Genomic DNA, 26,176 nt, shown 5'->3' with positions numbered 1-26,176 from the left:
TTAAGTTACCTATGTCTACACGACTATTTGCTTAGAATCCAGTGTTATCTGTAAGTATGACCCTTATATTGCGGAATCGTTCATAAAACGTATATATCAATAATATTCATAGCTTTCCAATAGGTGGGCTATCGCTTGGTTAATCGCTATTTGTAAGTTCGTCGGCTCTCCCAATAGCCCCTTTACGTAGTTCTTGTAAGATTTCGTCAACTTCATGCTCTAGGGTGTCCTTTACGGTCCCTTCGTCGGTTTCCCCTACGACTAGGGGCGCGGCTCGGCGCGGTAGGTTTAAGAGTTGGGCGCGGACGGTTGCTACTGAATCGCTAATACACGCTACGGCGTCTTCGATAAGGACTACTAAGCCTTTCTTTTTGGCTAGTTCTATTTCGACTATCTCGGTTTCTGCCTGTAGCTTTCGGCGCTGTAGTTCTTTCGCGGTGTTGGCGTTAGGGTCTTGATCTTCGGGCTGCGGCTGGTTGTCTTCGCGTTCTTTAGCTAGTAGCCACGCGATAACCACGGCGCTATCGAATTCCCAAGGTACACCTTTAGACCCCTCCTCAAGGTACGGCATACCTTTTTTAACCATAGTTCTTAAGGTCGGTAGGCTTACGCCTAGTATATCGGCTAGTTGCTCTAAGTTTACTATCATAGGTTGTTATTCCTTTTGGTTATAATAAAAAGAAAGTGCTTCAAAAACCCCTCCCACAATTGAAACCCCGGGGCGCGAATTACCCACGGTGAAACCCCTAGAAAGGACCCGTAAGGTAGGACGGTTCGGCTACCTCGTAGTCGTCATACGCTCTATTTGCGCCGCTATGCCCTCCTGTGCGCTTCTGGCGGCTGTGGCAATCCGTTTGCCTTTGGTCGCATTTGTAGGCCCTTAGGGGGCCTTCTACGCGGTTTTACGCTCGTCTATTCTTTCGACTTCCTAACGTGGGGAAACAAGGGCGTATACTTTGGGCGGAATATCTGACAATCCGCGCTAGGTTTACGCCGGGTTACGTTGGGTAAATCGAATAGAATGCCGTTACACTCCTTACGGTGTCCTTTCGGGTGCCTTTAGGGGTTAATACGGGTTTTACTTGGGGGTTCTCGCTTTGTATGCGTTGGGGTTTAACTCGGGGTCTTCGCTTTGCTTACGTGGGGGTTTACTTAGATAGCCCGGGGGTACAAAAAGTATAGACTCGGGGGCTATCTTTCGTTATCGCTCGGGGGTAGGTACTTGTCTAAGTTACGTAGTAGCGCCCGCTCGTACTTAAGGTTTACGTAACGCTGTATCGTACCGTTAAAGTCTATCTGTTTATCATAGTCGGCGTTCTTAATGCCTATAAAGGCCGCCTTAACTTTACCTTTGGCGTAACGCTGGTAAATCATCGGTCTACCGTCGCGGGTGGTACCCATGAAGTAAGACCCGTTACGTTTACGCGTTTCGGCTAACACTTTACGTACTGTTCGGAACGTTACGTTTCCCCCTCTGCCAGTCCTTAAGCGGTCTACGGGTACAAACTGAGTAGAGTTAATATTACTAAAGGGGGCTATAGGTGGAAGGTAGGGGGGCTATTAAAAAATGCTTATGGAAATTAACTAAGGGTTACCCATTCGGTTTCCTGTTCGTCTATCGTTAGGTTAGCTAATTGGTCCGCTAGTTCGTTCCCTAAGTTCCCGGAATGTCCTTCGATGTGGTTAATCTGAATCATTCCCTTTAGTGGGCCTAATAGTTCAATACATTCCTTAATCAAAGTCGCGTTTTGTACAGGCTTTTTACTAGTAGTTCGCCAACCGTTACGGCTCCAATTGTCAGACCATTTAAAGACAGCATTAAGGGCATACTCTGAATCGCTTAGGATTTCCACCGGGTTACCTTCCTTTACGATACCTTGCGCTACCTTCAAAGCTTCCTTAAGGGCCTTTAGTTCCGCTTGGTTATTCGTTCCGTTCCCGTCATACAAACCGTATTGTTTAAGAGTAGGCTCACCGTATTGTAAAACCACCAGCCCACACCCAAGGGGGCCGGGGTTATTTCTACAGGCACCGTCTACGTAGATTTGGGTAGGTAAACGGTACGATAAAATTGTATTTACTTTTGCGTTCATCGTTTGATCCTCGCTAGCTGCGCTCTTAGTTGTTCCTTTCGTTCCTCACTTAACGGTTTACGTTGTTGTTTACGTTTGATTTGGAACGCTTCGGTAACCTTAGGTAAGTCCTTAGGGTCAAACACTAAGAAACCCCCATCGTCCGCTAAGGATTTTTCCCATTCTCCGCTAAGTTTAAAGGCCAATTTAAGGCGATTATTGAAAAGACGTATTGACCCCTTAGTCATCGTTAAAAGGAGCTTTTCGCCTGTTTTATCGTAACTTTCTATGTGTACTAGTGCGCCGTCGTGGTGGCGGCCTTTTAGTTCACTCCACGCGGCATGATTGACTAGGACGTGGATCCCATCGGTATTCTTTGGGCAGTAGTATTCGTTTTCGTATTTCTTCATTAAGTTGTTGTAGTTAGTCATTTGTTAATCCTTGCGATTATTTAGAACCTCAGGGGTAACTGATAGCTGTGAATTCTTTGGGTGGCCTTTAGGCTTCTTTCGATACTCGGGGCTAAGAAGGCTATTACCTTTAGTAAGCGCCACGACATATCCCTAGATATACCTAAGGCGTACCTAATGCGGGTGGACGTCAAATTACCTTCAAGGCAAAACAAGACGTAACAGACCTTGCGGAAACTCACGTAGTTCTTGTTATGGCCTCGGTGTAAATCCTTCTCGTTAAAGGCTCGTATTGCCCCGGTTATTAAATCGTCTAGCCAAACCGTAGGGTTGCCCTCGGGGGTTCTATAGGTTTGTTCGGGTTGGTTGGAAAGAGGGTTAATGACGGTAAGGGGGGCCTACCTTTACGCTTTTCGTTGGCGCTTTGTCCAAGGTAGTAACAATCGTTAACCCTAATGGATTCCTCGATTACTTCTATATCCATATTGGTGTTTTAGGGGGTAACTTTTATTTGTCTGGTAATATTTATGGGGGACTTTAGGTAGGCCCGATAGACCTCAAGGTAAGTAAGACAGGTAATTTGTCTGGCAATATATAAGGGGACCTAAGGTAAGCCTAAAAGGGCCTAAAGTAATAAGACGTTTTATTTGTCTTGTAATATATAAGGGATCCTAAAGGTGGGCCTAAAAGGACCTAAAGTAGTAAGACGCTGCACCTAAAGGTGGAGGGGTATTTTTGCAAATTATTACCCCCAACCCAAAGGATCCTAAAGATACCTTGTCTTTCGTTACCTAAAGTTATCCGCCTTCCATTGCTCGAAGTCTGAACGTCCTAAAAAGCTACTACGTTTCCTACGGTCCTTTGCGTCCTCGTAGTAACGCTTTTCTTCGAGGTACCTACGGATCCTAGATATTAGAAGTCTATAGGCTCGTTCCGCTTCTCTAGGTTTTAACTCGTAGGCCCTTCTAAGCCAGTCTTTAGTATTTTCGGTAACGATAAACGGCGTATAGTTGCCTAAACCGTCGATAGCTACACGACCGTCGCTACGTTCTATAAAGAACGCCCCACGGATTTCATTTAAAGCTACCTGTAGGTTCTCACCGTTAGGTATTAGTGAGGTCAATTTATCTATTATCATTGAATCATCCTTAAGTAATGAAAGGTTTAGCCCCAAAGTTAAACCTTAGGGCTACCTTTGGGTTAACCGATATTCGTAACCTTCACGAAGCTATCTTGATTCAATAGAAGGCAATCAACGTCGAAAATAGAGCGTACACGCGTTTTACCTGCTTCGGGTTCACCCTTAGGTGTGTAGGTATGCGCTAGGAACTCAATTTCCTTACCTGTTACGCCCACGAAATCACTAAAACGACCACCTACAAGTGTACCGTTCGGCATGTGTTTAGATACCCCCAATTTATTCACATCTAACGTTGGGAATATGGATAGATCAATCTCATGGCGGAATTTCCGCGCTACATCAGGGGACATAATCATTGATATTTCAGACAGGTCTAAACCATTGGTTTCAAGTTCATATAAGACGTTGGATGTAATCAAGCGACCAGTCTGACCAGCACCACTAAAGGCGTTCTCTACTAGGTTCAGTAAGCCTTTTGGTTGGTTTGGGTTAACGTCAGGGTCTCCCTTGATAAAAGCTATTTCGGTAGCTTCTTTGATGGCGTTAGCTTGTGCGATCTGTAGTTGTGGGATAAAACCCGGGACTAGCTTAAGTAGACGACGACTTACTACAGTAAATGCACCGATACTATGGATTTCATAAGGGAAATTAACGGTAGCCGGGCTAGACTCGGGTATCTCTGCGTTTTCCCCTAACCATTCAGTAGCTACTTGCGTTTCGAAACCACCAATGAAAGGTTTACCCTCGAAGGTACCGCTAGTATCGATAGACATACCCGCTTTACGTAAGACGTTCGCTGATACAATGACATGACGCCAAGTAAAGCTATTGCGTGGTGTTGTGCCTGTTAAGTCTGAACTATTCGCGGTATCCATCATAGCGGTTCGAACGTGGCGTTTAAGGTCCTCGGGTAGGGCGGCTAGTTCTTCCTTGGTAACAATCGAATCATCAAGGCCAAACTTTAGGACTGCGGGTGGTGTTGTACGCATTCCTTTGTAATCGCCTTTATCGTCGAACTTTGGGATCTGCTCTGGTTTAGCGTTTTCGATAAGGTCTTGAAGGTTACGCGCTTGGTATGCGGTTTGAAGTTGTTCGTTCATAGAATTTCCTATTGGTAAAATATTAACTTTAAGTATTCATAAGAGGTTTTAAGGGCTAGGGCTGTAGGTATGCCTTAGGTAGGCCCTAAAGATTGAATACAGGTTAGTTTTGAGGTGATTTAAAAGGGTTTTGGTGTGGGCTTAGTGCCCTAGATTGTTAGCGGACCGTGTATTAGTCCTAATTGTTGGTTTTCGGAAACGCTTAGGCTTCCTAATTGTTGTTGTGGGGGTCTATTAGACTTTCTTTCGAGCTTTCATTAGGTAGTCGTTGTGTTTGTTTAGACGTGCCTTTTGAAGCATTCCTTGGTACCTAGGCGTTGTAAGCATTTGGTAATGCTTTAGGTTAGACGCCGGGTAAACGTTGGTTTTAAGGGACGGTTTCCGTTTTGATTTCTCCATGGTTGGTCCTTAAGGTTTGATATTCGTAGCCTTAGCACCGTTTTTAATTAGATAGGTCATAGCTGCGGTTAGACTCGGGGGAGTTCTGTTAACTGCTCTATGTGACGCTGTGTGGCTAGAATTAGGTCGTAAGTTTCCCGGTCTGCGTTAAGTGTTATACGGGTCCGGGATTCCCCGTAATTACCACGGTGCGGTATTAGGTTGTTCATTAAGTTTCCTTAGTGCTGATGTTTGCTTAACGTTGCTGCAAATTCGTTAAAAAAAGAGATTGTGTTAGGTGGTTCTATGGGGGCCTTCTCTCCTATACGGCGACAACTTCGCGGAAAACCCCGTATTTACTGGCCTAGAGGTACTTTTGTTTTTTCCGTAGCATGTGACTTCAAGGCTGATTACTTTGGGTATCTCTCTCCTATACTGCGGGAACTCTGCGGAAAGCCCCGTATTTACTGGGTTTCGAGCGTTTCTATTTTTTCTATAGGGTAGGGCCTTTAGGTTGCTTATCTTGGGTACCTCTCTCCTATACGCCAACAACTCTGCTGAAAGTCCCGTATTTATTGGCCTAGAGGTAATTTGATTTTTTCTACAGGGTAGGGCCTTTAAGTCGCTTTCCTAAGGTACCTTTCTTCTAGGTTGTCCCAACTCTACGTAAACCCCTGTATTCATTGGCGTAGAGGTACTTTGATTTTTTCTATAGGGTAGGGCCTTTAGGTAGCTTACTTTGGCTACCTCTCTCCTATACGGACACAACTCTACGCAAAGCCCCGTATTTACTGGCCTAGAGGTACTTTGATTTTTATCTTAAGTTAAACCTAAGGTAATTCACTTTACGAATCCTTCTCTCCTATACGGCATGAACTCTGCGGAAAGCCCCGTATTTACTGGGCTGTAGGCGTTTTTATTTTTTCTATAGGGTAGGGCCTTTAGGTTGCTTATCTTGGGTACCTCTCTCCTATACGAGGACAACTACGCGGAACCCCCGTATTTACTGGCCTGTAGATACTTTGATTTTTTCTACAGGGTAGGGCCTTTAAGTCGCTTACCTAAGGTACCTCTCTCCTAAGTGTAGGGAACTCTGCGGAAAGCCCCGTATTTACTGGGCTGTAGGTATTTTTATTTTTTTTAAGATTTGTGGGGTAATTAACGCGATAAAAAGGGCCGTTTAAGGCCCCTAAAGCTTACTTAACGTATCAGGTAGGGAAACGTATTAACTAACGTAGAAATCGCCTAAGAAATGAATGTAGGGCCTGTTTTTATCTACTTCCGATTCCATAGCGAAGCGCCACGTATGTAAACCTAGTTCCCTTGGGTCTAAATTATGGATTGCTTCGACACATAACCCGTCTAGTTCTTCGGGTAGCTTTATTTCGTTAGACGCTAATAAGGTTTCCATTAGGTCGTCCTTAGCGTGGTCCGATAGGTAAGCTAAAAGATTATTATCTAGGATCAAGTCGATTTGTTTTAAGTCCATTGTGGTTTATCTCGTTACTTCATTGAAAACATAAGGTTACGTAGCTACGTGGGATAAAATAACTAAAGTATAAGATGGGTGTCAATGAGTTAACTTATTGTTTTATTTAGGATAATCCTACAAGTGGGACCTTGTGGATCGTTATGTGTGGTGACTTAGAGAGGAGGCCTAAGGGTTTAGCCCGAAATATCCCTTGTATTAAGCCTAAATTTTTTTACGTAGCTAGCTTAAGGGTTATATCTAGCTGTGCAAATTATGAGCGGTTAGACGTATGGAATAAAATAACTTTAGGTCCACCGAAAGGTCCACCTTTAGGTCCACATAATTTTTCTAAGTTATTGATTTATATGGACCTGTAATCGCATTTAGCGCACTGTCATGGGGTGTCAGGGGTCGGAGGTTCAAATCCTCTCACACCGACCAACTTCTCCTGTTTTTCAATGACTTACCCCTCTCGTTGATTGCTCGCGAAATGAGCATCCCAAAACTGTCCCATAATTGTCACATTATACAGTAGTCGTTAGTCTTACAATTCACATCATTGTTCTCAAGATTAAACTTGCAATCCAATAGGTCTATTTTGTAGGTATTCGAAATGTATGCAGGTCTAAATTAGGTAATTTCTCCTTGTACGAAACTAGTTATCTCTGAGGTTTACTAACTAAGGACTTAACTATGAAAAAGAAGACAAATAACACTGATCTGCAAATCACGTTTATTCATCAGTTCAAACGCAGTACACGTACCGAATGGCCTGACAAATTTCGTGTTTGCTGGTATTTCAATCCAGAAACCCTGGACTATATCTACGAACATAAGAATGAAATGTTTGTCACCAACGGATTTGTTCTGTCGGATGGGCTTAAGGAACAACTACCTGAAGAATTTAGGAAGAAGTATTTCGACCCTGGCGAAAGATGCTTGTTGTTTCTGCTTTTCGAAGTTCAGATTACTAACTTCATTAATTCTGAAGAAGCAGACGAATACAAATTTGAAAATGTGTTTGGGTTGTCGAAGCAACGCTACTTCTCAGTGGAAGCTATTGATGAATGGGGTGAGCATATCGAAAAACTCTGAGGGCTGCTTTGCAGCCCTTTTTACATACTTAGATTTATTGATATGATTACATTGTTAGCATGGGAAATATTGTAGTAAAAAGTAACTTGTATCATAAGAGCTAAAATTAATAATGAGCACATGTCAACTTTAACTAAATTGTTAGTGTTTTAGTGGATAGTTTCCCCACTATCTCTGCAAACATCAGCAAAGTCAGTATCAATGACTACTTTCTACAAATTCTAAATTGTATTGACCAGCATAGCTTGTACCGATAACTCTTAGGGTATATTTTCCTGGTGATGTTACACGCACTCCCCAGTCTAATTTGTTACTCGTTCTATGAGTCTCAGAGAATAAGCGATTACCTGCGTCATCGAGAAATTCAAGCCTTATATCTACGCTATCTCGTTGTGGTTGTCCGATTATACGGTATGCAGTATTGCCACGAGCGAGAATTTTGTAATCAGCAAAAGTCCCATTGGAAATAAAGCCGCGGACAGAATCGTTAGTGCCAACAATATTGCTGGGAGAAGTAAGCTCTTCAGGAGTCGCAATAGTTTTGACATCAAGCGAGTATTGTCCGGCATAGCTTGTACCGATAACTCTCAAGGTATATTCTCCTGGCGATGTTACACCGACTCCCCAGTCTAATTTGTTACTCGTTCTATGAGTTTCAGAGAATAAGCGATTACCAGCGTCATCGAGAAATTCAAGCCTTATATCTACGCTATCTCGTTGTGGTTGTCCGATTATACGGTATGCAGTATTACCACGAGCGAGAATTTTGTAGTCAGCAAAAGTCCCATTGGAAATAAAGCCGCGGACAGAATCGTTAGTGCCAACAATATTGCTGGGAGAAGTAAGCTCTTCAGGAGTCGCAATAGTTTTGACATCAAGCGAGTATTGTCCGGCATAGCTTGTACCGATAACTCTCAAGGTATATTCTCCTGGCGATGTTACACCGACTCCCCAGTCTAATTTGTTACTCGTTCTATGAGTGTCAGAGAATAAGCGATTACCAGCGTCATCGAGAAATTCAAGTCTTATATCTACGCTATCTCGTTGTGGTTGTCCGATTATACGGTATGCAGTATTACCACGAGCGAGAATTTTGTAGTCAGCAAAAGTCCCATTGGAAATAAAGCCGCGGACAGAATCGTTAGTGCCAACAATATTGCTGGGAGAAGTAAGCTCTTCAGGAGTCGCAATAGTTTTGACATCAAGCGAGTATTGTCCGGCATAGCTCGTACCGATAACTCTCAAGGTATATTCTCCTGGCGATGTTACACCGACTCCCCAGTCTAATTTGTTACTCGTTCTATGAGTTTCAGAGAATAAGCGATTACCAGCGTCATCGAGAAATTCAAGCCTTATATCTACGCTATCTCGTTGTGGTTGTCCGATTATACGGTATGCAGTATTACCACGAGCGAGAATTTTGTAGTCAGCAAAAGTCCCATTGGAAATAAAGCCGCGGACAGAATCGTTAGTGCCAACAATATTGCTGGGAGAAGTAAGCTCTTCAGGAGTCGCAATAGTTTTGACATCAAGCGAGTATTGTCCGGCATAGCTTGTACCGATAACTCTCAAGGTATATTCTCCTGGCGATGTTACACCGACTCCCCAGTCTAATTTGTTACTCGTTCTATGAGTTTCAGAGAATAAGCGATTACCAGCGTCATCGAGAAATTCAAGCCTTATATCTACGCTATCTCGTTGTGGTTGTCCGATTATACGGTATGCAGTATTGCCACGAGCGAGAATTTTGTGGTCTGTAGTTTTACCCTCAGAAATACGACCATTGAATACTTGTTCTCTTTTTTCATATGTTTGTTTGGGGGGAGCGTTTTCTATTCCGACAGGTTTTTGTGGTTCTGTAGCAATGTTACTTTCACTTCTGACTTTTGTATCTCCCATTTCAATTCTTTCTAGATCAGTTGCATATCTGAGAATTACTCTTCTGGATAGATCTGCCATTGTGTCCATCCTGAGCACAGTACCTATATCCCCCTCTACAGATAGCAGCATTCCAATTGGATAATCGCCGACAGTTATTATTGATCCGCTCATTCCTTTCCGAAACTTCTTACCATCCTTTAATTTAATGTTAAACGTTGTATCAACGGCCTTATTAGTAATCTCTAAATCAAATACCTCTAAACGGCCTTGCTGATGTTTGTAGTTCAACCTACCACTAGATATAACATCCAATATTGCATCAACGCGTTCACCTCCTCCATTCCAACCACTTTCTTCACAGGCAGAGGAATCTTTCAGTTTTACAAGAGCTAAATCTTGAGGGTAGGTATTGATTAACTCTCCCTGTAGTTTTTTCCTTAATCGAGTTTCTATCAATACGCCTTGGGCACGGGTGACCACGTGGGCGGGAGTGTATAGAAAACAACTATCACCAATGGGTCGCAGTATGCCTTGACCTTCTTGGTGCGGAGTTCTGACATATGCGTCTGATGCGAAAGCTGGAATTGAAAACAGTATCGATAGCAGAGTCAGTGTCTTAGTTAGTTTTTTCATTAGTGGTGTCCATATCATCTAAAGCTTCTTCGCCCTTGCTGGGGACGGAATGAGATTTTTCTAAATCTGAATTTTTGGGGATATATGTGAGTCTGATTAATGTTGTTATCAGGAACATCAAGGCTTGTATTACGATAAAACTAACACTTAGTGTAATTGTGAGTGCATTGTCGTTATAAAGGCGTTCAAAGAAACTAACGGAGATCGGGTTGCCTTGATTTGAAGCGAAAGGTTTAGTGATTCTTACTTCCCCGCCTTTCTTATTAAATACACCTGTGAACGCATTTTCGTCCTGGCTAATTGTCAGCAGTCCAGTTGCGGCGTTTCTCTCATCAGCGGGGAGCAGTACAGTATCTCCCATACTCAATGTAATGGACGACAAGCTAATAGGATCTTCAAACCAGAAACTATAATCTTTTACTTCGACACTACCGTTTTGTAATAGGGCTGGCATCGTTTCGGTGGCGTAACTCAGCGTTTTACCTAATGTCACTTTACCTACCAGAATACTAATAAAATCTGGCTCAGCTTCAGTTAGGCGCATAGTTAATGCGAATTTTTCTTTGAGAACGCAGCGCCCCTTAGGAGAAATAAGCTGAGCAATCCTGGTGTTTTCAATTAGTGGCTCTAGGCTTAACTTTATTTCATTTTCTTTATGTACACGAAAAATCACATGGCTATTTTCGTAGAATGTTAACTCTCCATTTTTTATCCAATCATTCTCTTCAATTCCCCGACATTGGCTAGAGCCTTTAATAACAGAAAATGAGGGCAAGTTAACAGTTGGAATTGCCGAATCGTTAGGTTCATATTGCACTACTTGAGTAGCAACGTTTATTGAATATTCAGTATTAGCGTCGAGTTTAGTAAAAATTGCGTGAATCAAAATGGTAATAAAAAAAACTATCGCAATAACTGCTAATAAGCCCAGTATTAATGCTGGCTTATAGAGGTTTTTAACGTTTAGTTCTTTTAATAATTCTTCTACGTCCAATTCTGTTCGGCGAGGCGAGTTCATTTGTTTACTCACCAATCGGCCAGATTATGTAGTCTTTACCACTACTTTGATAATCAGGGCTAAAAGTGAAAGTTGTGGCGATGTCTACAGCGTGATCGCTGAGGCTACAGGTGTAGTTGAATACTCTCGTGAACTTCTCACGAATACTTTGACAGTCCTCTGTTACCAAATTGCCTTTGTTATCTTTAAATGTGATGTTTGGGTTACTGCCAGCACTGTTAACCAAGAGCGTAAATCTATTTGAAGCAGGTGTTCCCCAACTGGTCGGAAACACCTCTTGAATATAATTGCCAAACATGTCGGTATTATCGGCAAATGAAAAGGCTACTAGCCTATTGGGGAGGTACTTCTTATATTCGCTCTGATACTCAGTTGGGAGCTTGATCTGAATCCAGCCTGTTTGTTTTGCTGATAATTCAAACGAGGCGTCAGCACTATATTTCCCATCGATACTGGACAGTACGATATTTAAAAACGGTCTGTATTCTGGGATATATACATATAGCTGATCAGGTGATGCATATTTTAGGCTTCCAGGAACGTAGGATGCGGCCAAAACTGATCCACTAACATCAACGTTATCCGCATATTTTTCATGGAAGTCACTCTTTGAAACTTCGATAATGTCCTGTCCGTGAACAGGGGTTATAAGTACACAGCACAAGAACGTTGTAAGTATTACGAAGAGCTTTACCTGCATGATCAAAATCCTTTTTTGATTTATTTTTATACAGATAAAGCAAAAGAGTTTCAATAGGAAGGAGACAAGACTAGAAGGGGCGTGTGATTTTAAATAGGGCGATAGCGTCCTTTTTCTATAGGGAACACTACCTTTTGCAATAAAGTGAAGGCAATTTCTAATGAGTCGGAATGCTCGCTTCTCCAGAAAACTAAAACATCAAAGCAATGGTTGAACGTGCTGTTATCCTCATAGTCTCCAAAAGCTAAGAACTTCCCCGCTTTTTTGATTTGCTTCCCTGAAAATTTTGGTTTGCCTACTTGCACAATATCCACTCTTAATAAACCTACTCAACGCCTCATGAGGTTACACTTTAATATCTATAAAAAAAGCACCCTCGCGGGTGCTCAATATTATTCGCTTTCTAACTTACGCATAATTACATATGCTACTAGCCCCAAAGCCAGCGCAACCCCAAGACACCCGAAAGAAATCAGGTAAAGTCTGATTGAAAGGGCTTGGTATTCTATGAATTCTGGATAATCCAGTAACAGAAATGCAACGTTCCAGAGTGTATTGACTGTCGCAATAGCAATTATTGCATTGCTCAGCGACACCCACTTCCCGCTAAGTTTCAGGCACGCGTTAAAAAGGCTTTCATAGTATATTCTCATTTATTTTCCTCCTAGTTAGTCCTGTAACTAACTAGGAGCTTTATAGGGGAATTATTCTTTTATCTACCAACTTTCGTAACGTGCTGCTATAGGCCCTGGTAGCTCGAATCTCTGCTAGCCATTCATCTAATTTATCAGCAGCTTCATTCTTCAGAAAAATTCTGGCAGAAAGGGATACACAAAGCGCTGTAAACGGAAATTTATCCAGGGCGGTGACTATCTATTTATGTATGCAGAACCACAGTCTTACTTTCTTTAGCCATATTCTTCAGTTATATGGGAATAATATTGAAAGTGCGGTAAACCTCGACTGCGCTTTTGCCACGGTTCGCAGCCAGCCAAGAGGTGCTGGCTGTAGATGATGAGCAATAATCATCGCGATTGGCGTTTGTTGTCGAAGCAAGAGAGGACACAAAAAGGGAGCCATCAGGCTCCCTACAGGTCAAACAGAGTGCTTGTTATTCGATCAACCCCATTAGCTTTCCTGCTTCTATGAATCCGTCACGGCGGATTTGAACAACTCTGTCTTCAGTGGTGTGAGCTAGCTTTTCAAGTTCCTCCAACTGTTGCAGATACGAATCTTTCCTAACTAGCTCTAACTTATCGTCGCCTAGCTGGCGTTTACTGTTGAACATGAGTTCGTAAATCACATTACACTCTTGTGCTTTAAACTTAATGCGGCTCGATAGCAGGGCTTGTTGATCACGAGAGAACTGTGAGCGATTAGCTGAAAACAACTTCGAATGAGCCTTTTCGATCTGAGTCAAAAAGCGCTGCCTGTGGCTATACATGTAAACAAACTCATATAAGCCATCAGTGTCTTCAAGCTCTTGTAGATATTTTGTGAGGATGCCCTCTCGGAGCTTGCCGTTACCCTTATTCTTTGCATTTGATGTCTCCATCTCAATGGCGACAGTGCATCCTGTGTCAGCATCTACAACTAATCCATCGACCAATCGCGGATTGTTGCCCCGATTTTCAAGCAGTATCGCGAGGTCTTTCTCTGATGCGAATCCGGTAATCTGTTGACGTTTCGCTAAATCCAAAATCACTATTTGTACTGAAAGGTCATGTATAAGATTTCGCTCATTGACTCTGCTCGAATCAGAACGAAGATGCAGCTCTCTATTCAACAGAAACTCAGCTTCTCTGATGCCTTGTGATGTGAGTAAAATAAACCCCTTATCAGTGTTCCCAAAAGGTTACGCCACCCCAAGCTTGTTAGCCCAAATTATCACCAGCAAATACCAATATGGCTTACCGCTTTATCGCCAAGAAGCTATGTTTAAGCAGCATGGTATCGAATTAAGCCGTAAGACGATGGCTGACTGGATAATCCGCTGCGCTGAGTTGTTTAAACCGCTTTATGAACAGCTTCATCAACATCTGCTAAAACAACCCGTTATCGCGGCGGATGAAACCACGCTGAAAGTCGTTGATTCTGAAAAAGTGAATAGTTATATGTGGCTGTACGCCAGTGGCGCTGACTCACCTAGCGGTAGTATCCCCGATACCGAGACACCTAATATCGTGTTGTACAATTATCACAATAGTCGCGCTGGGCAATGCGCAGTAGACTTCCTTAATGGCTATAACGGCTACTTACAAGTGGATGGCTATCAAGGTTACGAGCAAACGCAAGCGACCCTTATCGGTTGCTGGGCCCATGCACATCGTAAGTTTATGGAAGCCAAAAAAGGTGCGGGTAAAAAAGGCAGTGACAAAGCAGACTGGGCACTCAATCACATCCAAAAACTCTACCGCATCGAAACCCAGTTAAAAGATAGAACGGTGGAGGTGCGCTATCTCACCAGACAAGAAAAGAAAAGAGCCTACCGTTGCTCAATCAGCTTCACGCATGGCTAATGAAATCAGTTCAACAAGTGTTACCGAAAACTAAATTAGGTGAAGCGATACAATACTGCTTGAACCAATGGGAAAAGCTAGCGCGTTACACGCTAGACGGCCAACTAAATATCGATAATAATCGCGCTGAGCGCGCGATTAAGCCGTTCGTCATAGGCAGAAAGAACTGGCTATTTAGCCAAACCGCTACAGGTGCAAACGCCAGTGCAATGCTCTACAGCATCATCGAAACGGCAAAGGCCAACGACCTCAATGTGTTCGAGTATGTGATGGCTTGTCTTGATGAACTGAGCAAGCCTAACGTTGGTGTTGAGCAACTGATACCATGGTTGTTTGCTAAGCGCTAGGTGGGATTACCGGAAGCTTACCAAAAGCCTGATAATTCTCGACTTGAATGGCGGAATGAAAATCACTTTATTTCTATGCTACCAGTAATAAATATAAGTGGTGCCCGAACTAACTAGGATAAGATTCTCAGTATGAATGACTACAACTAAAAGCTCTAGCCAACCATCAAATTTTATGCATCTTTTTATTGGCTTTTAATTTTCTTCCTTAAGCTTTTTAAGCATTACTTTAGTCTGCCTAGAAGAGGCAAATAAAACCTCAGATGGCTTATTTCTTACCGCTGCGTTCACTTGCAAATAAATTGCACCGTAATCTATAACCATAGTAGGCGCACCGTATGTTTTAGTCATTGCATTGTTGATATGTTCTTTTTCAAGTTCAGGAATTAAGATCCAAATCAAATCTAATTGATCATCTTGAAAAACCAACTCAACAGACCTTGGTTTTCCGGCATAGTAGAGGCCTTCACAATCAATTTGGTTTTGGCTTAGTTTAGCAAGAGGACCTGTAATAGGAGCAATCTCTCTCTCTTCTATCGACTTACAGACCTTTAATGCCTCTTTTTTAATATATTCAACACTTTCACCAAGCACAAAATTTTCAGGTTTTGAAACCGAATAACCCGCAGCTTTATTTTGACTATAGGGAATACTTCCCTGATTGTTTGTTAGTGGTTCAGCGTTCAAACCTAAGGGTAATGATAGTAAAGGCAAAATAAATACGACATGCTTATATCTCATGATTAACAATCTCATTTTTAAAGTTAACAACTAATTGCTGTACACATGTTCATGATTGAGTCACGCCATAAAAATACATGCAACACTAGATTAAAAGAGTATATCCATGCTCTAGAAGACATATATGACACACATACAACCAAGTCAGACATATAATCTCGATTGAGGATAGTAAACTAGCAAGGTATTTTTGCACTAAACCTGATGCTTTAACTATTCCGTTCGACGATGCTTTGCTGGCCAATTTGATATTGGCTAAATTTGGCAACGCCAAACAATATCAGCATTGACCCTATAAGTGTCGACACCTGATAGCTCTCTCCAAATATAAGAAAGCCTAGGATGCCCCCACAAAATGCTGTAATACTCCCTGTTTGCCCGACAAAAGCGGGAGTTGAAACCTTCTGTAAAGAGAATAGTAAATACTGGCCTATTGAGGCGATGATCATTAAGGCAAATATCGAAGTATAGTGCGCAAGTTCAATCTCACTCAACTCTGGCAGTTCAGGTGATTTAAATACAGCAAATAAGCCATAGCTTAAAAATGACATGACATTTGTCAGCAGTGCAACGTGATGTGTAGGAACGTTTTGGGGCCAATAGCTACTGCGATAAATGTTTGCAAAACTTATAACCAAAGGCGCAGTACTGAGCAGTAATAACCATATAAGGTGTTCTTGGCTGATATTTATTACGTCAGGTTTGTAAAGAAATAACAATGAGCCACTAAACGCACAAAATAGGAAAAAGACAGGTTTTGCCTGCATTTTCACTTTTGAGAAAGCAGAGCTCAAAAAATAGGTAAGTATAAGTGGGAAAGCATAAGCAAGGGACACGACGCCTACACCCACATGCTCTACAGAATAGAACACTACCAATTGAGGAACCGTAAATCCCAATAATGATGCCCAAATATAGTAAGACATATTCGCTTTAAGGCTTTTCAGTGCGCCTCTAAGGCCAAAAGCTGCGATAAAAATAGCACTTCCAATCGATTGAAGCATCGCAAGGTGAATGGGGTGGATGCCAAATTGCATTAAGAGCTTTGCCAAAATGACTGATACAGCCAAAAAACACCCCATCACCCAAAGTTTAATGTAGTTAGACATTGTATCCCCTAAATCCAAACCACAGTTATCGTATCCCTACTGTGGCTTGGATTGTTACATGATAAGTTAAGACAGAGGTGCAAGAGCTTGTAACGCCTTTAAAAGCGCGTGAATACGCTTCGTTGTCTCTTCACTTTTTAGCTCACCACTTTCAAGAAATGCTTCATGTGCGGCGGGTACGCTAATCGAGTTTGACAACAAGGTGCAGCCCAGCTCTGTAAGCATGTCTTTAAGGCGAGGTATAACACGAATGCCACCAAAACCACCTGGAGAAGATGCCAATATTGCGGCTACTTTACCGTTAAATACATCACATGGAGCTTCATTGTTTTCGGCTCTGGATAGCCAGCAAAACGTATTTACCAAGAGTGGTGGGACGTGTCCATTGTACTCAGGTGTTGCAATCACTATTGCATCAGCCTCGGTCACGATTGATTTCAGAAGTTTAGCGTTTTCTTGAAGCCCCCCTGAGTCTCTAAGTCCTCGTTATAAATCGGCAGCTCATATTGAGAAAGGTCTACAATTTTGACGTTTACTTCATTCTTTTCGGCTTCTAACCTGAACGCGTTAATGAGTTTTGAACTGTTAGAACCACTGCGGATTGAACCAGAAAGTGCGACTATTTTGATGCTTGATTTCATGTTATTCTCCAGTTCGAAAGTTATAAAGCAGATAAATCAGCGAAAACCAAATAATCTGAGATCTTATCTCCTTTGTATTTGACGACAGTAGCAAACATAGAAGAAGTATGACTTCCATCCAAACGCTTATAATCGACATGCCCGTGACATACGGAGTAGTCACCTTCGACCATTATTTTCTCGATGGTATGGCTCATTGTATCGATTGTCGTAAAAAAGCTCTTATTAGCATCGATGACACTATCTAATCCTACAATTTCATCATGATTTCCAATACGAAATCTTACGTTCTCAGTTAATAATGTTGCTAGATAATTAGCATCTTTTTTGTCTACAGCATTTTTATAAAGATCAATAATCAATTCGTGTTTGCTCATGGCTATCTCCAGTGGTTGTTTAAAAACTGTCAAACAAAGATATTCCTCTGTTCTTACTACCTATGCCTACAGGAACTAAATATCTCAATTGAGTTTTATACAGTTTAAACTGTATACTTAATGTACATAAACAGCACCTTGATAAACGCTATGTTGAGTATAACTACACAATCTGCAACCAATTCACTTTTAAATGCCCTGCCTTTTTTCATCGAAGTTGTAAAATGTGGGAGCTTTTCAAAAGCGGCTGAACGCTTGAACATTACAAAGTCAGCTGTTAGTAAACGGGTGAACCAGCTAGAGGAGAGTCTCGGCATTAAGCTTTTACATAGGACAACTAGGAAGCTAACCCTAACTGAAGCGGGCAATCGATATTATCAAGCAGGGCTATCAAGCCTTGAAGTCATAAGTGATGCAGAAAGAGAGATAAAGGCATTACAGGTTTCTCCTGAGGGTAATCTTAGGGTTAATGTCCCAACGTCATTTGGTATATCTCAAGTATCGTCAATCCTTCCGGAGTTCTTGCGAATGTATCCGAGTATGAGCGTAGATTTAGTATTGAGTGACACTAAAAAAGACCTTATTGGTGAGGGCTTTGACTTAGCACTTCAAACAGGTGATTTGCCTGATTCAACGTATATTGCGAAGAAGTTAGCCTCCCTAAATAGCGTTGTATGTGGATCAGAAACCTACTTGAAAGAAAAAGGTATACCCTCCGTTCCTACGGCTCTAATGGACCATAACTGCCTATTGTACGCTCATCACACAAATATCGTTGAGTGGGTTTTCATGAAACAATCTAAAAAAGAAATAATCAAAATTAATGGAAACTTTGTAACAAATGTGAGTGATGCACTAGTTAACGCAGCGATTGAAAGCGCAGGGCTGGCAAGGCTGCCCACTTTCTTAGCTAGCAGCCTCATTCTAGACAGATCGCTCACTCCGGTTTTAACTGATTACACAATGCCATCAAAAGACTTATTCGCTGTTTATCCCGACAGAAAGTTTGTGCCTAAAAAGGTAAAGGTCTTCTTAGAATTCCTTGTCGATCATTTTGGAGGTGATGAGCCAAGCTGGGAGAAATGGAAACAGCTTTACGCATAGTGTCTTTGCTTTAGATTTTCAACAATTTCCAACACATTACTCTATATCCTGAAGGGGTTTTCCTACGTTACTTACGCTAATTGACATCATCAGGAAATTGGCGTTACAACTAGCGTGAAATCTCCCTCCACGCTATTTAGTGCTAAGCGCAAAGCCCTCCTCGGTAGAAGGGGTCTTTGCGCTTGTCGAAAAGTAACGTTTTAAGGCTCTCTTATTTTTACGATTCGCATACATAGTTAAGCTAACCGCCAAGTATGCGAGAGGAAGTTCCCACTCAGTAGCTACGATCAATTAAGTTTGTTGATCACTTCCTCTAGCACATTGTCGACCCCTTTTGCATACGCATTCCATTCAGGGTTAACTAGGATATCTGGTACAACACCATTAGTCGACGTTTCTTGAAGTCTGAACAGACGTTTTGAATAAGTAATACGCAGCTTTGAATTAGGTAAAACAAACTCGCCCATGTCTTGGTAACCTGTTGGATTTGAGCCTGTTGGTGTGCCAACTATTGTTGCGTTAAGTAACTGGCGAAACAGCGCTGCATTGCTCGCACCTACAGAGAAAGTAACACCACTTGTTAATACGTATACTCCATTTTTCCAATTGACCGTATCAACGAGGTTTAGTGCATTAGCTAACACCAAACCAATATAAAGATCGCCACCACCGTTGTGTCTCAAATCAATAACCAGTTGCTCACTTTGATTTTGAGTGGTGTACATAAATAATTTTTCAGCAAAAGGCACCATTTCTTCGAATCTTGGATAGCTGTCAAACCGAATGTAAGTGGCTTTTGTATCTTTAATGGGCGCATACCACAAGTATTCGAAATCAGCATCTTGAGGCTTAACAATAGCTTCACTAGTAACGTTTAAGTACTTATATTTGCGCTGCTCTAGTTCAGTTTTGGATATAGCTGGCAATGTCAGATTCAACTCTTTCCCTTCAATTGTCCGTAACCCAAATACAGCTTTTTTGGGTGACTTGGTAATGCTCAACGCATGAAGCAATTCACCAATTGGCATATAGCTTCCTATTCGAACGACTTCAGAATAAGAGTTTTCAACATATTGAGCGACATGCGACAGCGTTTGCTCAATATCAGAGATTTTTACCCCATCGATTGTTTCAATGCTCGCTCCCAACATTTTACTTTGATCTGTAGGTACTTTAACGAGCCGCCATTGATTACTGATTTTTTCTACGCCTATTGGGAACGCATGGGTGTCCCAATTAGCAAGGGAAACGGCAGTATGACCATCGCCAATTCGTCGCGTGAGCTTCATAAGCCTTGTTGCAATAGCCCAGTCCGATAAATGCTCAATAGCGTCATGAATTGTATCGAGCTCCTTCTCAAGCTCAGCTCTGTTGATTTGGTGATACAAATCTATATGGTTTTGCTCCAATGTCTGATGATAGCTTGTTAAGTCTGATCTCCATTGTTCCGTACGACTGCCCTGCGCCAAGACAACGTTAGATATAAGAATTAACGCAAGAACGAGTTTACTTTTCATTTGATTCATCCCCTTGTAAATAGGTTAATATGGAGAATGGAGCGGTTATAGATTTTTGTGCCTGATTGATCTGATTAAATGTGCCTGACAAATAGATATCTAAGTCAGGGCAATAAAACATAAACGAAGATGTACTTCCCGTGTGTCCAATCATGTTGAGGTTGAAGTTCGATGAAAACCTTTCCGCGCTACTCACTTTACGTAAGCCAAAACCGTAATAAAGGCCTTTGCTTTCTGGTATCCATTGCTGCATTTTTTCCAAGGTTTCGGCTGTTACCAGCTGAAAGGTATGCAGTGCCATTTGAAATCTATTCAGATCTCTTGCTGTTGAGACTAATCCACCACCAGCCCAATCCAAGCTCAAGCTTTTAAACGTAGATATATTGGTATTTTGAACGTAGACCTCCGACATTTTCTTTGTGGCAAATCTAGGCTTAGCTCGCAAATGCATATATGTATTGTTCATATTCAATGGCGTAAAAATATGTTGTTGAAAAAAGTCATGCAAACGGAGCCCGCTAACCTGTTCAACTATTAAGCCTAGCAACACGTAGCCATTTTCACTGTATCGATAGCTTGCCCCTGGCTTAAAATGCGGCCTCATACTTTTCTTTGATATGTTCAGTAATTCTACTGGCGTCCACATCCTGTCTGTTTCTGCAAACAATAAGGCTGTTGCATTTGGAAGGTCATCATACGTTTCATCCCCAAAATAATCCGGTAGACCTGAGGTATGCTGCAATAATTGCTCTATAGTTATCTCGCTGGAGTAGTCCTTCCCCTCAAACAGATGTAATCCGCTAACTACCTCTTTTGGTAGATAATTGGTAACTTCGTCAGTCAGCTTTAAATAGCCTCGCTCATAAAGCATGGCAATAGCTGTCGAAGTAAATGTTTTACCTATACTCGCAGTGTAAAATGGATTAGCTCCGGTAACCTTTTCTCCACTACTAAACTGTCCACCAGAAAAGTGCCAATCAATCTTTTTTGAAGGTGAGTAAATTGCCCAAGACGCGTTGTAAATATCATCTTCTGATAGTGCGTTATTGAACAGAGTTTGTACTTCAATTCGAGCCTCTCTCCAGTCGTTAGCTTGGACATTAAAAGCTACCAATAGCAAAAGAACATAAGACATAAGGACGTTCATCATATAGTTTCACCCAAAATTCGATTCAAAGATAAACATAAACTACTAACTCACCTTTCCATTGTAGTTAAAGATCATTCCCGAATGAGCAGGAATTAAACAGCCCAAATAACCAAGGCCGCTCTTTCTGTTAGTAAAGTAGCAAAAGTTTTAATGTTTTCTTGCCAACTTTTCAGTCTGTATAAACCACTTTTGTACCTGCTTTTCAGAAGCACTTATGACTGGTCCAAAGTACTGTTTAGATACATTCTTAATACCTGCAAAAGATAAAATTGTTTCTTTCAGTTGATGATAAATCACATTTCCTTGCATCCATTTATACCAAAATGGCGGCGTGTCCATCGTAATGATCATCTCTGATGTGCGTCCTTTTAACAGCTTTTTAGGTATGGTTTTACCTTTCACATACTTAAAGGCAAAACCTGACAAAAATGTTCTGTCAATCAGGCCTTTAAACTTAGTAAGCATACTTCCCCACCACACAGGTGAAACAATCACAACATGTTCTGCCCAGGTAAGTTCTTTTTGGAAAAATTCTAGACTCCATTCTAGCGGAATAACTTCGTCGTATCCCTCTTTTAAATCAATTTGAAAATCTAGCTCGTTTAAGTGAAGGATACGCACATCATTTCTCTCACCAGCTACTTCCGCATATTTTTCACTTAACGCCTTACACAAACTTTCTGTTTTAGGATTAGCGTTTACAATCAATATTTTTTTGCTCATAAATTTATCTCCGCGCTTTTGGTATTTAGTTGCTCAAAGTACTCTGCCAACGTTCGGTGCCCGTGACTTGGTGCAACCATGTCATGCGCCATAACAGTTAAAAAGAATTCGACAGGGCCAAATGTCGATTCAGAGAGAAGTCGTTTACCTGCCCACAGTACCAATCTCCGAAAACAATCTGGAATGAGCGCAGTTTTATGGTTAATTCCCAACGAATCGAAAGCCAGCTCTGAAATTTCCTTGTGGCTAAAAACTTGTGGACCTCCAACCTCCATAACTGCCTCACCCTTATTGATGCTATCAACGATGACATCAGCCAAATCTTTACCATGAATAGGGTTGAGCTTTTTTGAGCCATCCCCGAAAAGATAGACACGACCTTTTCGCGCCATATCTAAAAACTCCTGCATATCTGAAAAAAAGCCAGTTGGCCTAACGACGCAATGCGCTAAGCCGGACTGCTTTAAGTAATCGACGAAATGTTCTTTCGCATTACACAGATCGACGTCTTTTAAAAGTTCGCCTCGAAAGACGGATACATAGATGAACTTTTTAACGTCTGCTCGCACAGCTTCATCAAGTACATTTGCGTTGCACTGATAATCAACATCCATATAGCTGAGCCCATCCTTCTGCCGGGTAATCCCCAGACATGAAATAACGCAGTCGATGTCGACAAGTTGTCCCTCCAGTGAGCTAGGTGAAGTGAAGTCGACTACTCGAATTGACTCAGGCGAAATACCTTCATCAATAAGCTTCTTTTCTGAACGTGCGAGACACCGAACTTTATATCCCTGCTCTCGCAGAGATTGACAAATAAATACCCCCAGATAGCCTGTGGCTCCCACTACCGCGATGTTTTTCATTTGCTATCCCTCTCTTGGAACCCGTCAGCAGGAAGGTAGCTTGCAAACAGCTTGATGAAGAGCGCAGGAATAAACCAAAGCATCAGCGGATCAATATCAAAATCAAGCTGACCTAATATCACTGCGACAAAAACCAAAAGATGAGCAATGCTGCGTCTAATTCTTAAACTTGAGCTAAGAATTACCACGCTACCAATCAGAAGAAGCTTTAAAAAAACAGCAAAAAACAGAAGATTGTCACCAACAAACAACCAACCAAACAACGCTAGATGAGCAGTATGTGGAACGATAAACTTAAGGTGCTGTTGCCAATTCTGTTCTGGTCTGTGATACCAGGTTTTTGCCGCCCTCGTTGCCGTGGTGGCGATACCGCCTACCATATCAAATGCTAGAAAACACGCCGCAAAATATAGACCTAAGTGCCAATCCGCATTTTGATAAAAGGCCATTGCCACTACAAACCCGCCAAATACTACAGCAGGAACAAGAGCCACTAGGTTTTCAGCCATGCTTGCGCCTGGACCAATGAATTTGTCCCAATGACCTTTGATTCCAATGCGTGGAGTTGAAGTAATTAGTTCGTTACGGCTTAGCATAGTAAGTTCCTCAATATGTTAATAATCACGTCATTTGGTTCAGAGTGGTAGCCAAGCACGGTGCTGAACCGGGCCATAATGTTGAAGTACGGCCATTAGCCTTGTTGCTTGCAATGAGCGCTCTGTATGGTCACCTGTCTCATGTCGCAGATGACAAGTGACGTTGAGCACGGTACTTTCATACAGGTAGATTTCGAGTGCAGAAGCTAGATGCTCATCACACCCAAATAATTCATGACAGATTGCTTCTATCTCATCGCGATATGACTGATGCGTTTGCAGGATTAGTGTTTCAAGCCACATACTGTCTTTTACTCCGTTACTGTGATGCAAGAGTTATTACAGATTTAGTGCCAACCTTATAATTCATTACTTATCAATAAGTTATAAAAGCACATTAATTAAAGTTGTTTTATTTAACAAATTAAGTTGTGATATTTAACAACGAGAACTTTAATAATGTTAAATATCACAATCAAGTGAGAGCGATATGTCCAATAAACATCAGCTTTTTTATAACTTCACCAGTGCAATTTGCCGACACTTGCATCCCAAAGATTCCCTTTTTGCGGCATTTCAGGTGTTGGAATCACACATCCCTATTGATCGGACTTTCCTAGAGGCTTATGACTTCGATTTAGGTGTTGTACATGTACTGGCAGAAGCCAATAAAAATGGAGGAGTTCAACTTGATAGGAAAGTGCCCATAGGCGCTGATCTCAAGCGTTATGTCGCTGCTCGAAATGCCGATATCGATTCTCCATCTGTTCTGATCATTAATGATCTCACCAACAACGACGTTGCTCGACAAATGGTGCTTTCATACGGTGGTACGCTAGATTGCAGCATTATGGTGCTGAATCCAGCATTAGAAAATGAAGTGTTAGGCTGTATGGTTATCATTTGCGAGTCTGGCTATAAATACACAGACATGGACGCCGAAATCTTTGCGTTACTAGATAGGCCCTGCGCAATATCCATCAGTAATACATTAAAGCACCGCCAAGTATTATATTTGCAAGACCTCCTTGCTGAAGAGAATAGGATGCTACAACAGGAATTGGGGGCAGACGCCAATTCAACCATTATTGGCGCTGATTTTGGTTTGGCACCAACTCTCTCCTTCGCAAGCAAAGCTGCTCAGCATGACAGTCCGATACTCTTACTAGGTGAAACAGGAACCGGAAAGGATGTCATTGCGAGTTATATTCACAACGTTTCGGCTCGAAATAGCGGCCCCTTTGTCAGGGTTAACTGCGGTGCTATTCCCGAATCACTTATGGACAGCGAACTCTTTGGTCATGAGAAAGGAGCATTTACAGGAGCAGTTGGACTGAAGCGAGGTAAGTTTGAGCGTGCTAATGGCGGCACCATTTTTCTGGACGAAATAGGAGAATTACCACTTGCAGCACAAGTTAGGCTGCTTAGAGTTCTGCAGAATTCAGAAGTAGAACGAGTCGGTGGGACTGAAACTTTGCCAGTCGACATACGAGTGATCGCAGCGACGCACAGAGATATTAATAAGATGGTTGAACAGGGAACATTTAGGGAAGATCTTTTCTTTAGACTCAGCGTATTTCCCATTAAGGTACCCTCTCTTCGTGAACGAAAAGAAGATATTCCAGCACTGTTAGACTACTTCGTAAAACGCAAAGCTCAATTGCTGAAACTGGGTCAGCCTCCCAGATTAACGCCATCGCTAGTTGAAGAGCTTTGCCAATATGAATGGCCCGGCAATGTGCGTGAGCTTGAAAACGTCATTGAGCGAGCATTGATAATCAATGAAGGAGAAGTGTTGTCAATTCCAGAGCTAAAGCAACCTAATCAGGCGCAATCAATGACAACGAGTAATTCTTCTACCCCAGACAATATTCTTAGCCTGGATGATGCGATCAAAGCCCACATAAAACACGCACTTGCGTTTTGTAATGGTCAAATCCATGGCAATAACGGTGCTGCTGAGTTACTAAAAATTAACCCCAATACCCTACGAAGCCGAATGCGCAAACTAAACATTCCATTTAAATAACGCGAAAACATATTCACCGAACTAATTGGCCGACGTTTTTTTGCGTGGAAAACAATGCGGTTTCTCTTTACTACAATATTCTGAGTCAGAACCTTGTGTTAAACAGAAAGCGCATCTTGGTGGTTGCAACAAGAGCATCTAGAATTGCAGAAAGAATATATTTATGGTTAATTTAAAATATATGTAAGCTTATGATTCTGAAGGCTTATTTTTGCTAGGAAGAAGCAAAGTGACTAATAGCTTTTGCATGAATTGAGCATTGAGCGCCCGTCCATTATCGCTCTAGAAAGCCTGAGAGCTTTAATATATAGATAGTTACGGCTTCTCCGTGCCAAAGACTTTCAAGCACTTTAACAACATTGCCCCGACTTTGTTTAGGAAGGGCTAGCTACCATTCAACTAGTGGTAGTTAGCCCTAAAACTATTCCAAACATTAAAAACATTACGCCACTAATTTTATTGAATCGCCTTCGGCCTTTTTCACCTCCAATTAATGGCTTTAACTTCGCAGAAAGTGCGTGTCCGTCCGGTAACCCCCACATTCAATTCATAAGTTAG

25 protein-coding genes and 2 pseudogenes are annotated in these 26,176 nt (G+C 41.9%); 4 read left to right on the top strand and 23 right to left on the bottom strand.

From position 1 onward, the window contains the following. Window positions 1-139: 139 nt before the first annotated feature. The 7 genes from V6N89_RS13250 to V6N89_RS13220 form a co-directional block, all read right to left on the bottom strand. Window positions 140-649: a terminase small subunit gene (locus V6N89_RS13250; protein WP_338517989.1), complete on the bottom strand. Its 510-nt coding sequence runs from the start codon at window positions 647-649 to the stop codon at window positions 140-142. A 542-nt stretch (window positions 650-1,191) separates the two neighbouring features. Then, window positions 1,192-1,401: a hypothetical protein gene (locus V6N89_RS13245; RefSeq protein WP_338517988.1), complete on the bottom strand. Its 210-nt coding sequence runs from the start codon at window positions 1,399-1,401 to the stop codon at window positions 1,192-1,194. 179 nt (window positions 1,402-1,580) lie between these two features. Next, on the bottom strand, window positions 1,581-2,093 hold the full coding sequence (locus V6N89_RS13240; RefSeq protein WP_338517986.1) for a ribonuclease H family protein: 513 nt from the start codon (window positions 2,091-2,093) through the stop codon (window positions 1,581-1,583). Next, a complete protein-coding gene (locus tag V6N89_RS13235; RefSeq protein WP_338517985.1) occupies window positions 2,090-2,503 on the bottom strand; it encodes a hypothetical protein in 414 nt (137 codons plus the stop codon). Before V6N89_RS13235 ends, V6N89_RS13240 begins: the two co-directional genes overlap by 4 nt. A 766-nt stretch (window positions 2,504-3,269) precedes the next feature. After that, entirely contained in the window at window positions 3,270-3,620 is a 351-nt protein-coding gene (locus V6N89_RS13230) for a hypothetical protein (protein ID WP_338517983.1), read from the bottom strand. A gap of 62 nt (window positions 3,621-3,682) precedes the next feature. After that, on the bottom strand, window positions 3,683-4,723 hold the full coding sequence (locus V6N89_RS13225; RefSeq protein WP_338517982.1) for a phage major capsid protein: 1,041 nt from the start codon (window positions 4,721-4,723) through the stop codon (window positions 3,683-3,685). Between the two features lie 1,603 nt (window positions 4,724-6,326). Further along, window positions 6,327-6,590 carry a hypothetical protein gene (locus V6N89_RS13220; RefSeq protein WP_338517981.1) on the bottom strand — a complete coding sequence of 88 codons (264 nt, stop codon included), beginning with the start codon at window positions 6,588-6,590 and terminating at the stop codon, window positions 6,327-6,329. 675 nt (window positions 6,591-7,265) lie between these two features. On the opposite strand from V6N89_RS13220, the gene V6N89_RS13215 reads away from it, so the two are divergent. After that, entirely contained in the window at window positions 7,266-7,667 is a 402-nt protein-coding gene (locus V6N89_RS13215; protein ID WP_338517980.1) for a hypothetical protein, read from the top strand. Window positions 7,668-7,865: 198 nt separating this feature from the next. On the opposite strand, the gene V6N89_RS13210 is transcribed toward V6N89_RS13215, so the two are convergent. The 6 genes from V6N89_RS13210 to V6N89_RS13185 all read right to left on the bottom strand — a co-directional run bounded on the left by V6N89_RS13210 (window position 7,866) and on the right by V6N89_RS13185 (window position 13,685). Further along, a complete protein-coding gene (locus V6N89_RS13210) occupies window positions 7,866-9,719 on the bottom strand; it encodes a hypothetical protein (protein WP_346992797.1) in 1,854 nt (617 codons plus the stop codon). A 445-nt stretch (window positions 9,720-10,164) separates the two neighbouring features. After that, window positions 10,165-11,199 carry a hypothetical protein gene (locus V6N89_RS13205; RefSeq protein WP_338517976.1) on the bottom strand — a complete coding sequence of 345 codons (1,035 nt, stop codon included), beginning with the start codon at window positions 11,197-11,199 and terminating at the stop codon, window positions 10,165-10,167. 4 nt (window positions 11,200-11,203) lie between these two features. After that, a complete protein-coding gene (locus V6N89_RS13200; RefSeq protein WP_338517975.1) occupies window positions 11,204-11,899 on the bottom strand; it encodes a hypothetical protein in 696 nt (231 codons plus the stop codon). 89 nt (window positions 11,900-11,988) lie between these two features. Then, window positions 11,989-12,213, bottom strand: a complete 225-nt coding sequence (locus tag V6N89_RS13195) for a hypothetical protein (protein WP_338517973.1) — start codon at window positions 12,211-12,213, stop codon at window positions 11,989-11,991. Between the two features lie 78 nt (window positions 12,214-12,291). Continuing rightward, window positions 12,292-12,552, bottom strand: a complete 261-nt coding sequence (locus tag V6N89_RS13190; protein WP_338517972.1) for a hypothetical protein — start codon at window positions 12,550-12,552, stop codon at window positions 12,292-12,294. A 458-nt stretch (window positions 12,553-13,010) separates the two neighbouring features. After that, window positions 13,011-13,685, bottom strand: a complete 675-nt coding sequence (locus tag V6N89_RS13185; protein WP_338517970.1) for a hypothetical protein — start codon at window positions 13,683-13,685, stop codon at window positions 13,011-13,013. A gap of 25 nt (window positions 13,686-13,710) precedes the next feature. Between V6N89_RS13185 and tnpC the strand changes: the two are divergent. Continuing rightward, window positions 13,711-14,765: pseudogene (tnpC, locus tag V6N89_RS13180) on the top strand (IS66 family transposase); the annotation flags it as partial. Window positions 14,766-14,960: 195 nt separating this feature from the next. Here the strand turns inward: tnpC and V6N89_RS13175 are convergent. The 4 genes and pseudogenes from V6N89_RS13175 to V6N89_RS13160 all read right to left on the bottom strand — a co-directional run bounded on the left by V6N89_RS13175 (window position 14,961) and on the right by V6N89_RS13160 (window position 17,633). Beyond that, on the bottom strand, window positions 14,961-15,506 hold the full coding sequence (locus V6N89_RS13175; protein ID WP_338517969.1) for a hypothetical protein: 546 nt from the start codon (window positions 15,504-15,506) through the stop codon (window positions 14,961-14,963). A 209-nt stretch (window positions 15,507-15,715) separates the two neighbouring features. Then, window positions 15,716-16,615, bottom strand: a complete 900-nt coding sequence (locus tag V6N89_RS13170) for a DMT family transporter (RefSeq protein ID WP_338517967.1) — start codon at window positions 16,613-16,615, stop codon at window positions 15,716-15,718. Window positions 16,616-16,681: 66 nt separating this feature from the next. Next, window positions 16,682-17,256, bottom strand: a pseudogene (locus V6N89_RS13165) (NADPH-dependent FMN reductase). 20 nt (window positions 17,257-17,276) lie between these two features. Further along, window positions 17,277-17,633 carry a nuclear transport factor 2 family protein gene (locus V6N89_RS13160; protein ID WP_338517966.1) on the bottom strand — a complete coding sequence of 119 codons (357 nt, stop codon included), beginning with the start codon at window positions 17,631-17,633 and terminating at the stop codon, window positions 17,277-17,279. Window positions 17,634-17,753: 120 nt separating this feature from the next. On the opposite strand from V6N89_RS13160, the gene V6N89_RS13155 reads away from it, so the two are divergent. Further along, on the top strand, window positions 17,754-18,737 hold the full coding sequence (locus V6N89_RS13155; protein ID WP_338517964.1) for a LysR family transcriptional regulator: 984 nt from the start codon (window positions 17,754-17,756) through the stop codon (window positions 18,735-18,737). A 287-nt stretch (window positions 18,738-19,024) separates the two neighbouring features. Here V6N89_RS13155 and V6N89_RS13150 read toward each other — a convergent pair whose 3' ends face one another. The 6 genes from V6N89_RS13150 to V6N89_RS13125 form a co-directional block, all read right to left on the bottom strand. Continuing rightward, complete coding sequence (locus V6N89_RS13150; protein ID WP_346992796.1) at window positions 19,025-20,254, bottom strand: hypothetical protein; 1,230 nt, start codon at window positions 20,252-20,254, stop codon at window positions 19,025-19,027. Then, the gene (locus tag V6N89_RS13145) at window positions 20,244-21,404 is read right to left on the bottom strand and encodes a serine hydrolase domain-containing protein (RefSeq protein ID WP_338517959.1); all 1,161 of its coding nucleotides are present in this window, start codon (window positions 21,402-21,404) and stop codon (window positions 20,244-20,246) included. Before V6N89_RS13145 ends, V6N89_RS13150 begins: the two co-directional genes overlap by 11 nt. Before the next feature lie 147 nt (window positions 21,405-21,551). Next, window positions 21,552-22,127 (bottom strand): NAD(P)H-dependent oxidoreductase, encoded by a 576-nt coding sequence (locus V6N89_RS13140; RefSeq protein ID WP_346992795.1) that lies wholly within the window; start codon window positions 22,125-22,127, stop codon window positions 21,552-21,554. Then, the gene (locus V6N89_RS13135) at window positions 22,124-22,993 is read right to left on the bottom strand and encodes an SDR family oxidoreductase (RefSeq protein WP_338517954.1); all 870 of its coding nucleotides are present in this window, start codon (window positions 22,991-22,993) and stop codon (window positions 22,124-22,126) included. The genes V6N89_RS13140 and V6N89_RS13135 overlap by 4 nt, the downstream gene beginning before the upstream one ends. Beyond that, window positions 22,990-23,589: a hypothetical protein gene (locus tag V6N89_RS13130; RefSeq protein WP_338517952.1), complete on the bottom strand. Its 600-nt coding sequence runs from the start codon at window positions 23,587-23,589 to the stop codon at window positions 22,990-22,992. The genes V6N89_RS13135 and V6N89_RS13130 overlap by 4 nt, the downstream gene beginning before the upstream one ends. Window positions 23,590-23,628: 39 nt before the next feature. Further along, window positions 23,629-23,892, bottom strand: coding sequence for a hypothetical protein (locus V6N89_RS13125; protein ID WP_338517950.1), 264 nt, complete (start codon window positions 23,890-23,892; stop codon window positions 23,629-23,631). 187 nt (window positions 23,893-24,079) lie between these two features. On the opposite strand from V6N89_RS13125, the gene V6N89_RS13120 reads away from it, so the two are divergent. Beyond that, a complete protein-coding gene (locus tag V6N89_RS13120) occupies window positions 24,080-25,618 on the top strand; it encodes a sigma-54 interaction domain-containing protein (RefSeq protein WP_338517948.1) in 1,539 nt (512 codons plus the stop codon). Window positions 25,619-26,176 lie beyond the last annotated feature (558 nt).

Origin of the sequence: Alteromonas gracilis (assembly GCF_036870955.2) — a bacterium.
GTDB lineage: Bacteria > Pseudomonadota > Gammaproteobacteria > Enterobacterales > Alteromonadaceae > Alteromonas > Alteromonas gracilis_A.
The sequence above is the reverse complement of the archived record's forward strand: the minus strand, read 5'-3'. Positions and strand labels throughout refer to the sequence as shown.

Coding starts and splice junctions, on each gene's coding strand:
- V6N89_RS13215 (WP_338517980.1), top strand. CDS start 7,266: ATGAAAAAGAAGACAAATAACACTGATCTGCAAATCACGTTTATTCAT.
- V6N89_RS13245 (WP_338517988.1), bottom strand. CDS start 1,401: ATGGGTACCACCCGCGACGGTAGACCGATGATTTACCAGCGTTACGCC.
- V6N89_RS13120 (WP_338517948.1), top strand. CDS start 24,080: ATGTCCAATAAACATCAGCTTTTTTATAACTTCACCAGTGCAATTTGC.
- V6N89_RS13145 (WP_338517959.1), bottom strand. CDS start 21,404: ATGATGAACGTCCTTATGTCTTATGTTCTTTTGCTATTGGTAGCTTTT.
- V6N89_RS13200 (WP_338517975.1), bottom strand. CDS start 11,899: ATGCAGGTAAAGCTCTTCGTAATACTTACAACGTTCTTGTGCTGTGTA.
- V6N89_RS13175 (WP_338517969.1), bottom strand. CDS start 15,506: ATGAGATATAAGCATGTCGTATTTATTTTGCCTTTACTATCATTACCC.
- V6N89_RS13135 (WP_338517954.1), bottom strand. CDS start 22,993: ATGAAAAACATCGCGGTAGTGGGAGCCACAGGCTATCTGGGGGTATTT.
- V6N89_RS13170 (WP_338517967.1), bottom strand. CDS start 16,615: ATGTCTAACTACATTAAACTTTGGGTGATGGGGTGTTTTTTGGCTGTA.
- V6N89_RS13190 (WP_338517972.1), bottom strand. CDS start 12,552: ATGAGAATATACTATGAAAGCCTTTTTAACGCGTGCCTGAAACTTAGC.
- V6N89_RS13240 (WP_338517986.1), bottom strand. CDS start 2,093: ATGAACGCAAAAGTAAATACAATTTTATCGTACCGTTTACCTACCCAA.
- V6N89_RS13230 (WP_338517983.1), bottom strand. CDS start 3,620: ATGATAATAGATAAATTGACCTCACTAATACCTAACGGTGAGAACCTA.
- V6N89_RS13220 (WP_338517981.1), bottom strand. CDS start 6,590: ATGGACTTAAAACAAATCGACTTGATCCTAGATAATAATCTTTTAGCT.
- V6N89_RS13130 (WP_338517952.1), bottom strand. CDS start 23,589: ATGCTAAGCCGTAACGAACTAATTACTTCAACTCCACGCATTGGAATC.
- V6N89_RS13250 (WP_338517989.1), bottom strand. CDS start 649: ATGATAGTAAACTTAGAGCAACTAGCCGATATACTAGGCGTAAGCCTA.
- V6N89_RS13205 (WP_338517976.1), bottom strand. CDS start 11,199: ATGAACTCGCCTCGCCGAACAGAATTGGACGTAGAAGAATTATTAAAA.
- V6N89_RS13150 (WP_346992796.1), bottom strand. CDS start 20,254: ATGAAAAGTAAACTCGTTCTTGCGTTAATTCTTATATCTAACGTTGTC.
- V6N89_RS13155 (WP_338517964.1), top strand. CDS start 17,754: ATGTACATAAACAGCACCTTGATAAACGCTATGTTGAGTATAACTACA.
- V6N89_RS13210 (WP_346992797.1), bottom strand. CDS start 9,719: ATGAGCGGATCAATAATAACTGTCGGCGATTATCCAATTGGAATGCTG.
- V6N89_RS13140 (WP_346992795.1), bottom strand. CDS start 22,127: ATGAGCAAAAAAATATTGATTGTAAACGCTAATCCTAAAACAGAAAGT.
- V6N89_RS13225 (WP_338517982.1), bottom strand. CDS start 4,723: ATGAACGAACAACTTCAAACCGCATACCAAGCGCGTAACCTTCAAGAC.
- V6N89_RS13160 (WP_338517966.1), bottom strand. CDS start 17,633: ATGAGCAAACACGAATTGATTATTGATCTTTATAAAAATGCTGTAGAC.
- V6N89_RS13235 (WP_338517985.1), bottom strand. CDS start 2,503: ATGACTAACTACAACAACTTAATGAAGAAATACGAAAACGAATACTAC.
- V6N89_RS13125 (WP_338517950.1), bottom strand. CDS start 23,892: ATGTGGCTTGAAACACTAATCCTGCAAACGCATCAGTCATATCGCGAT.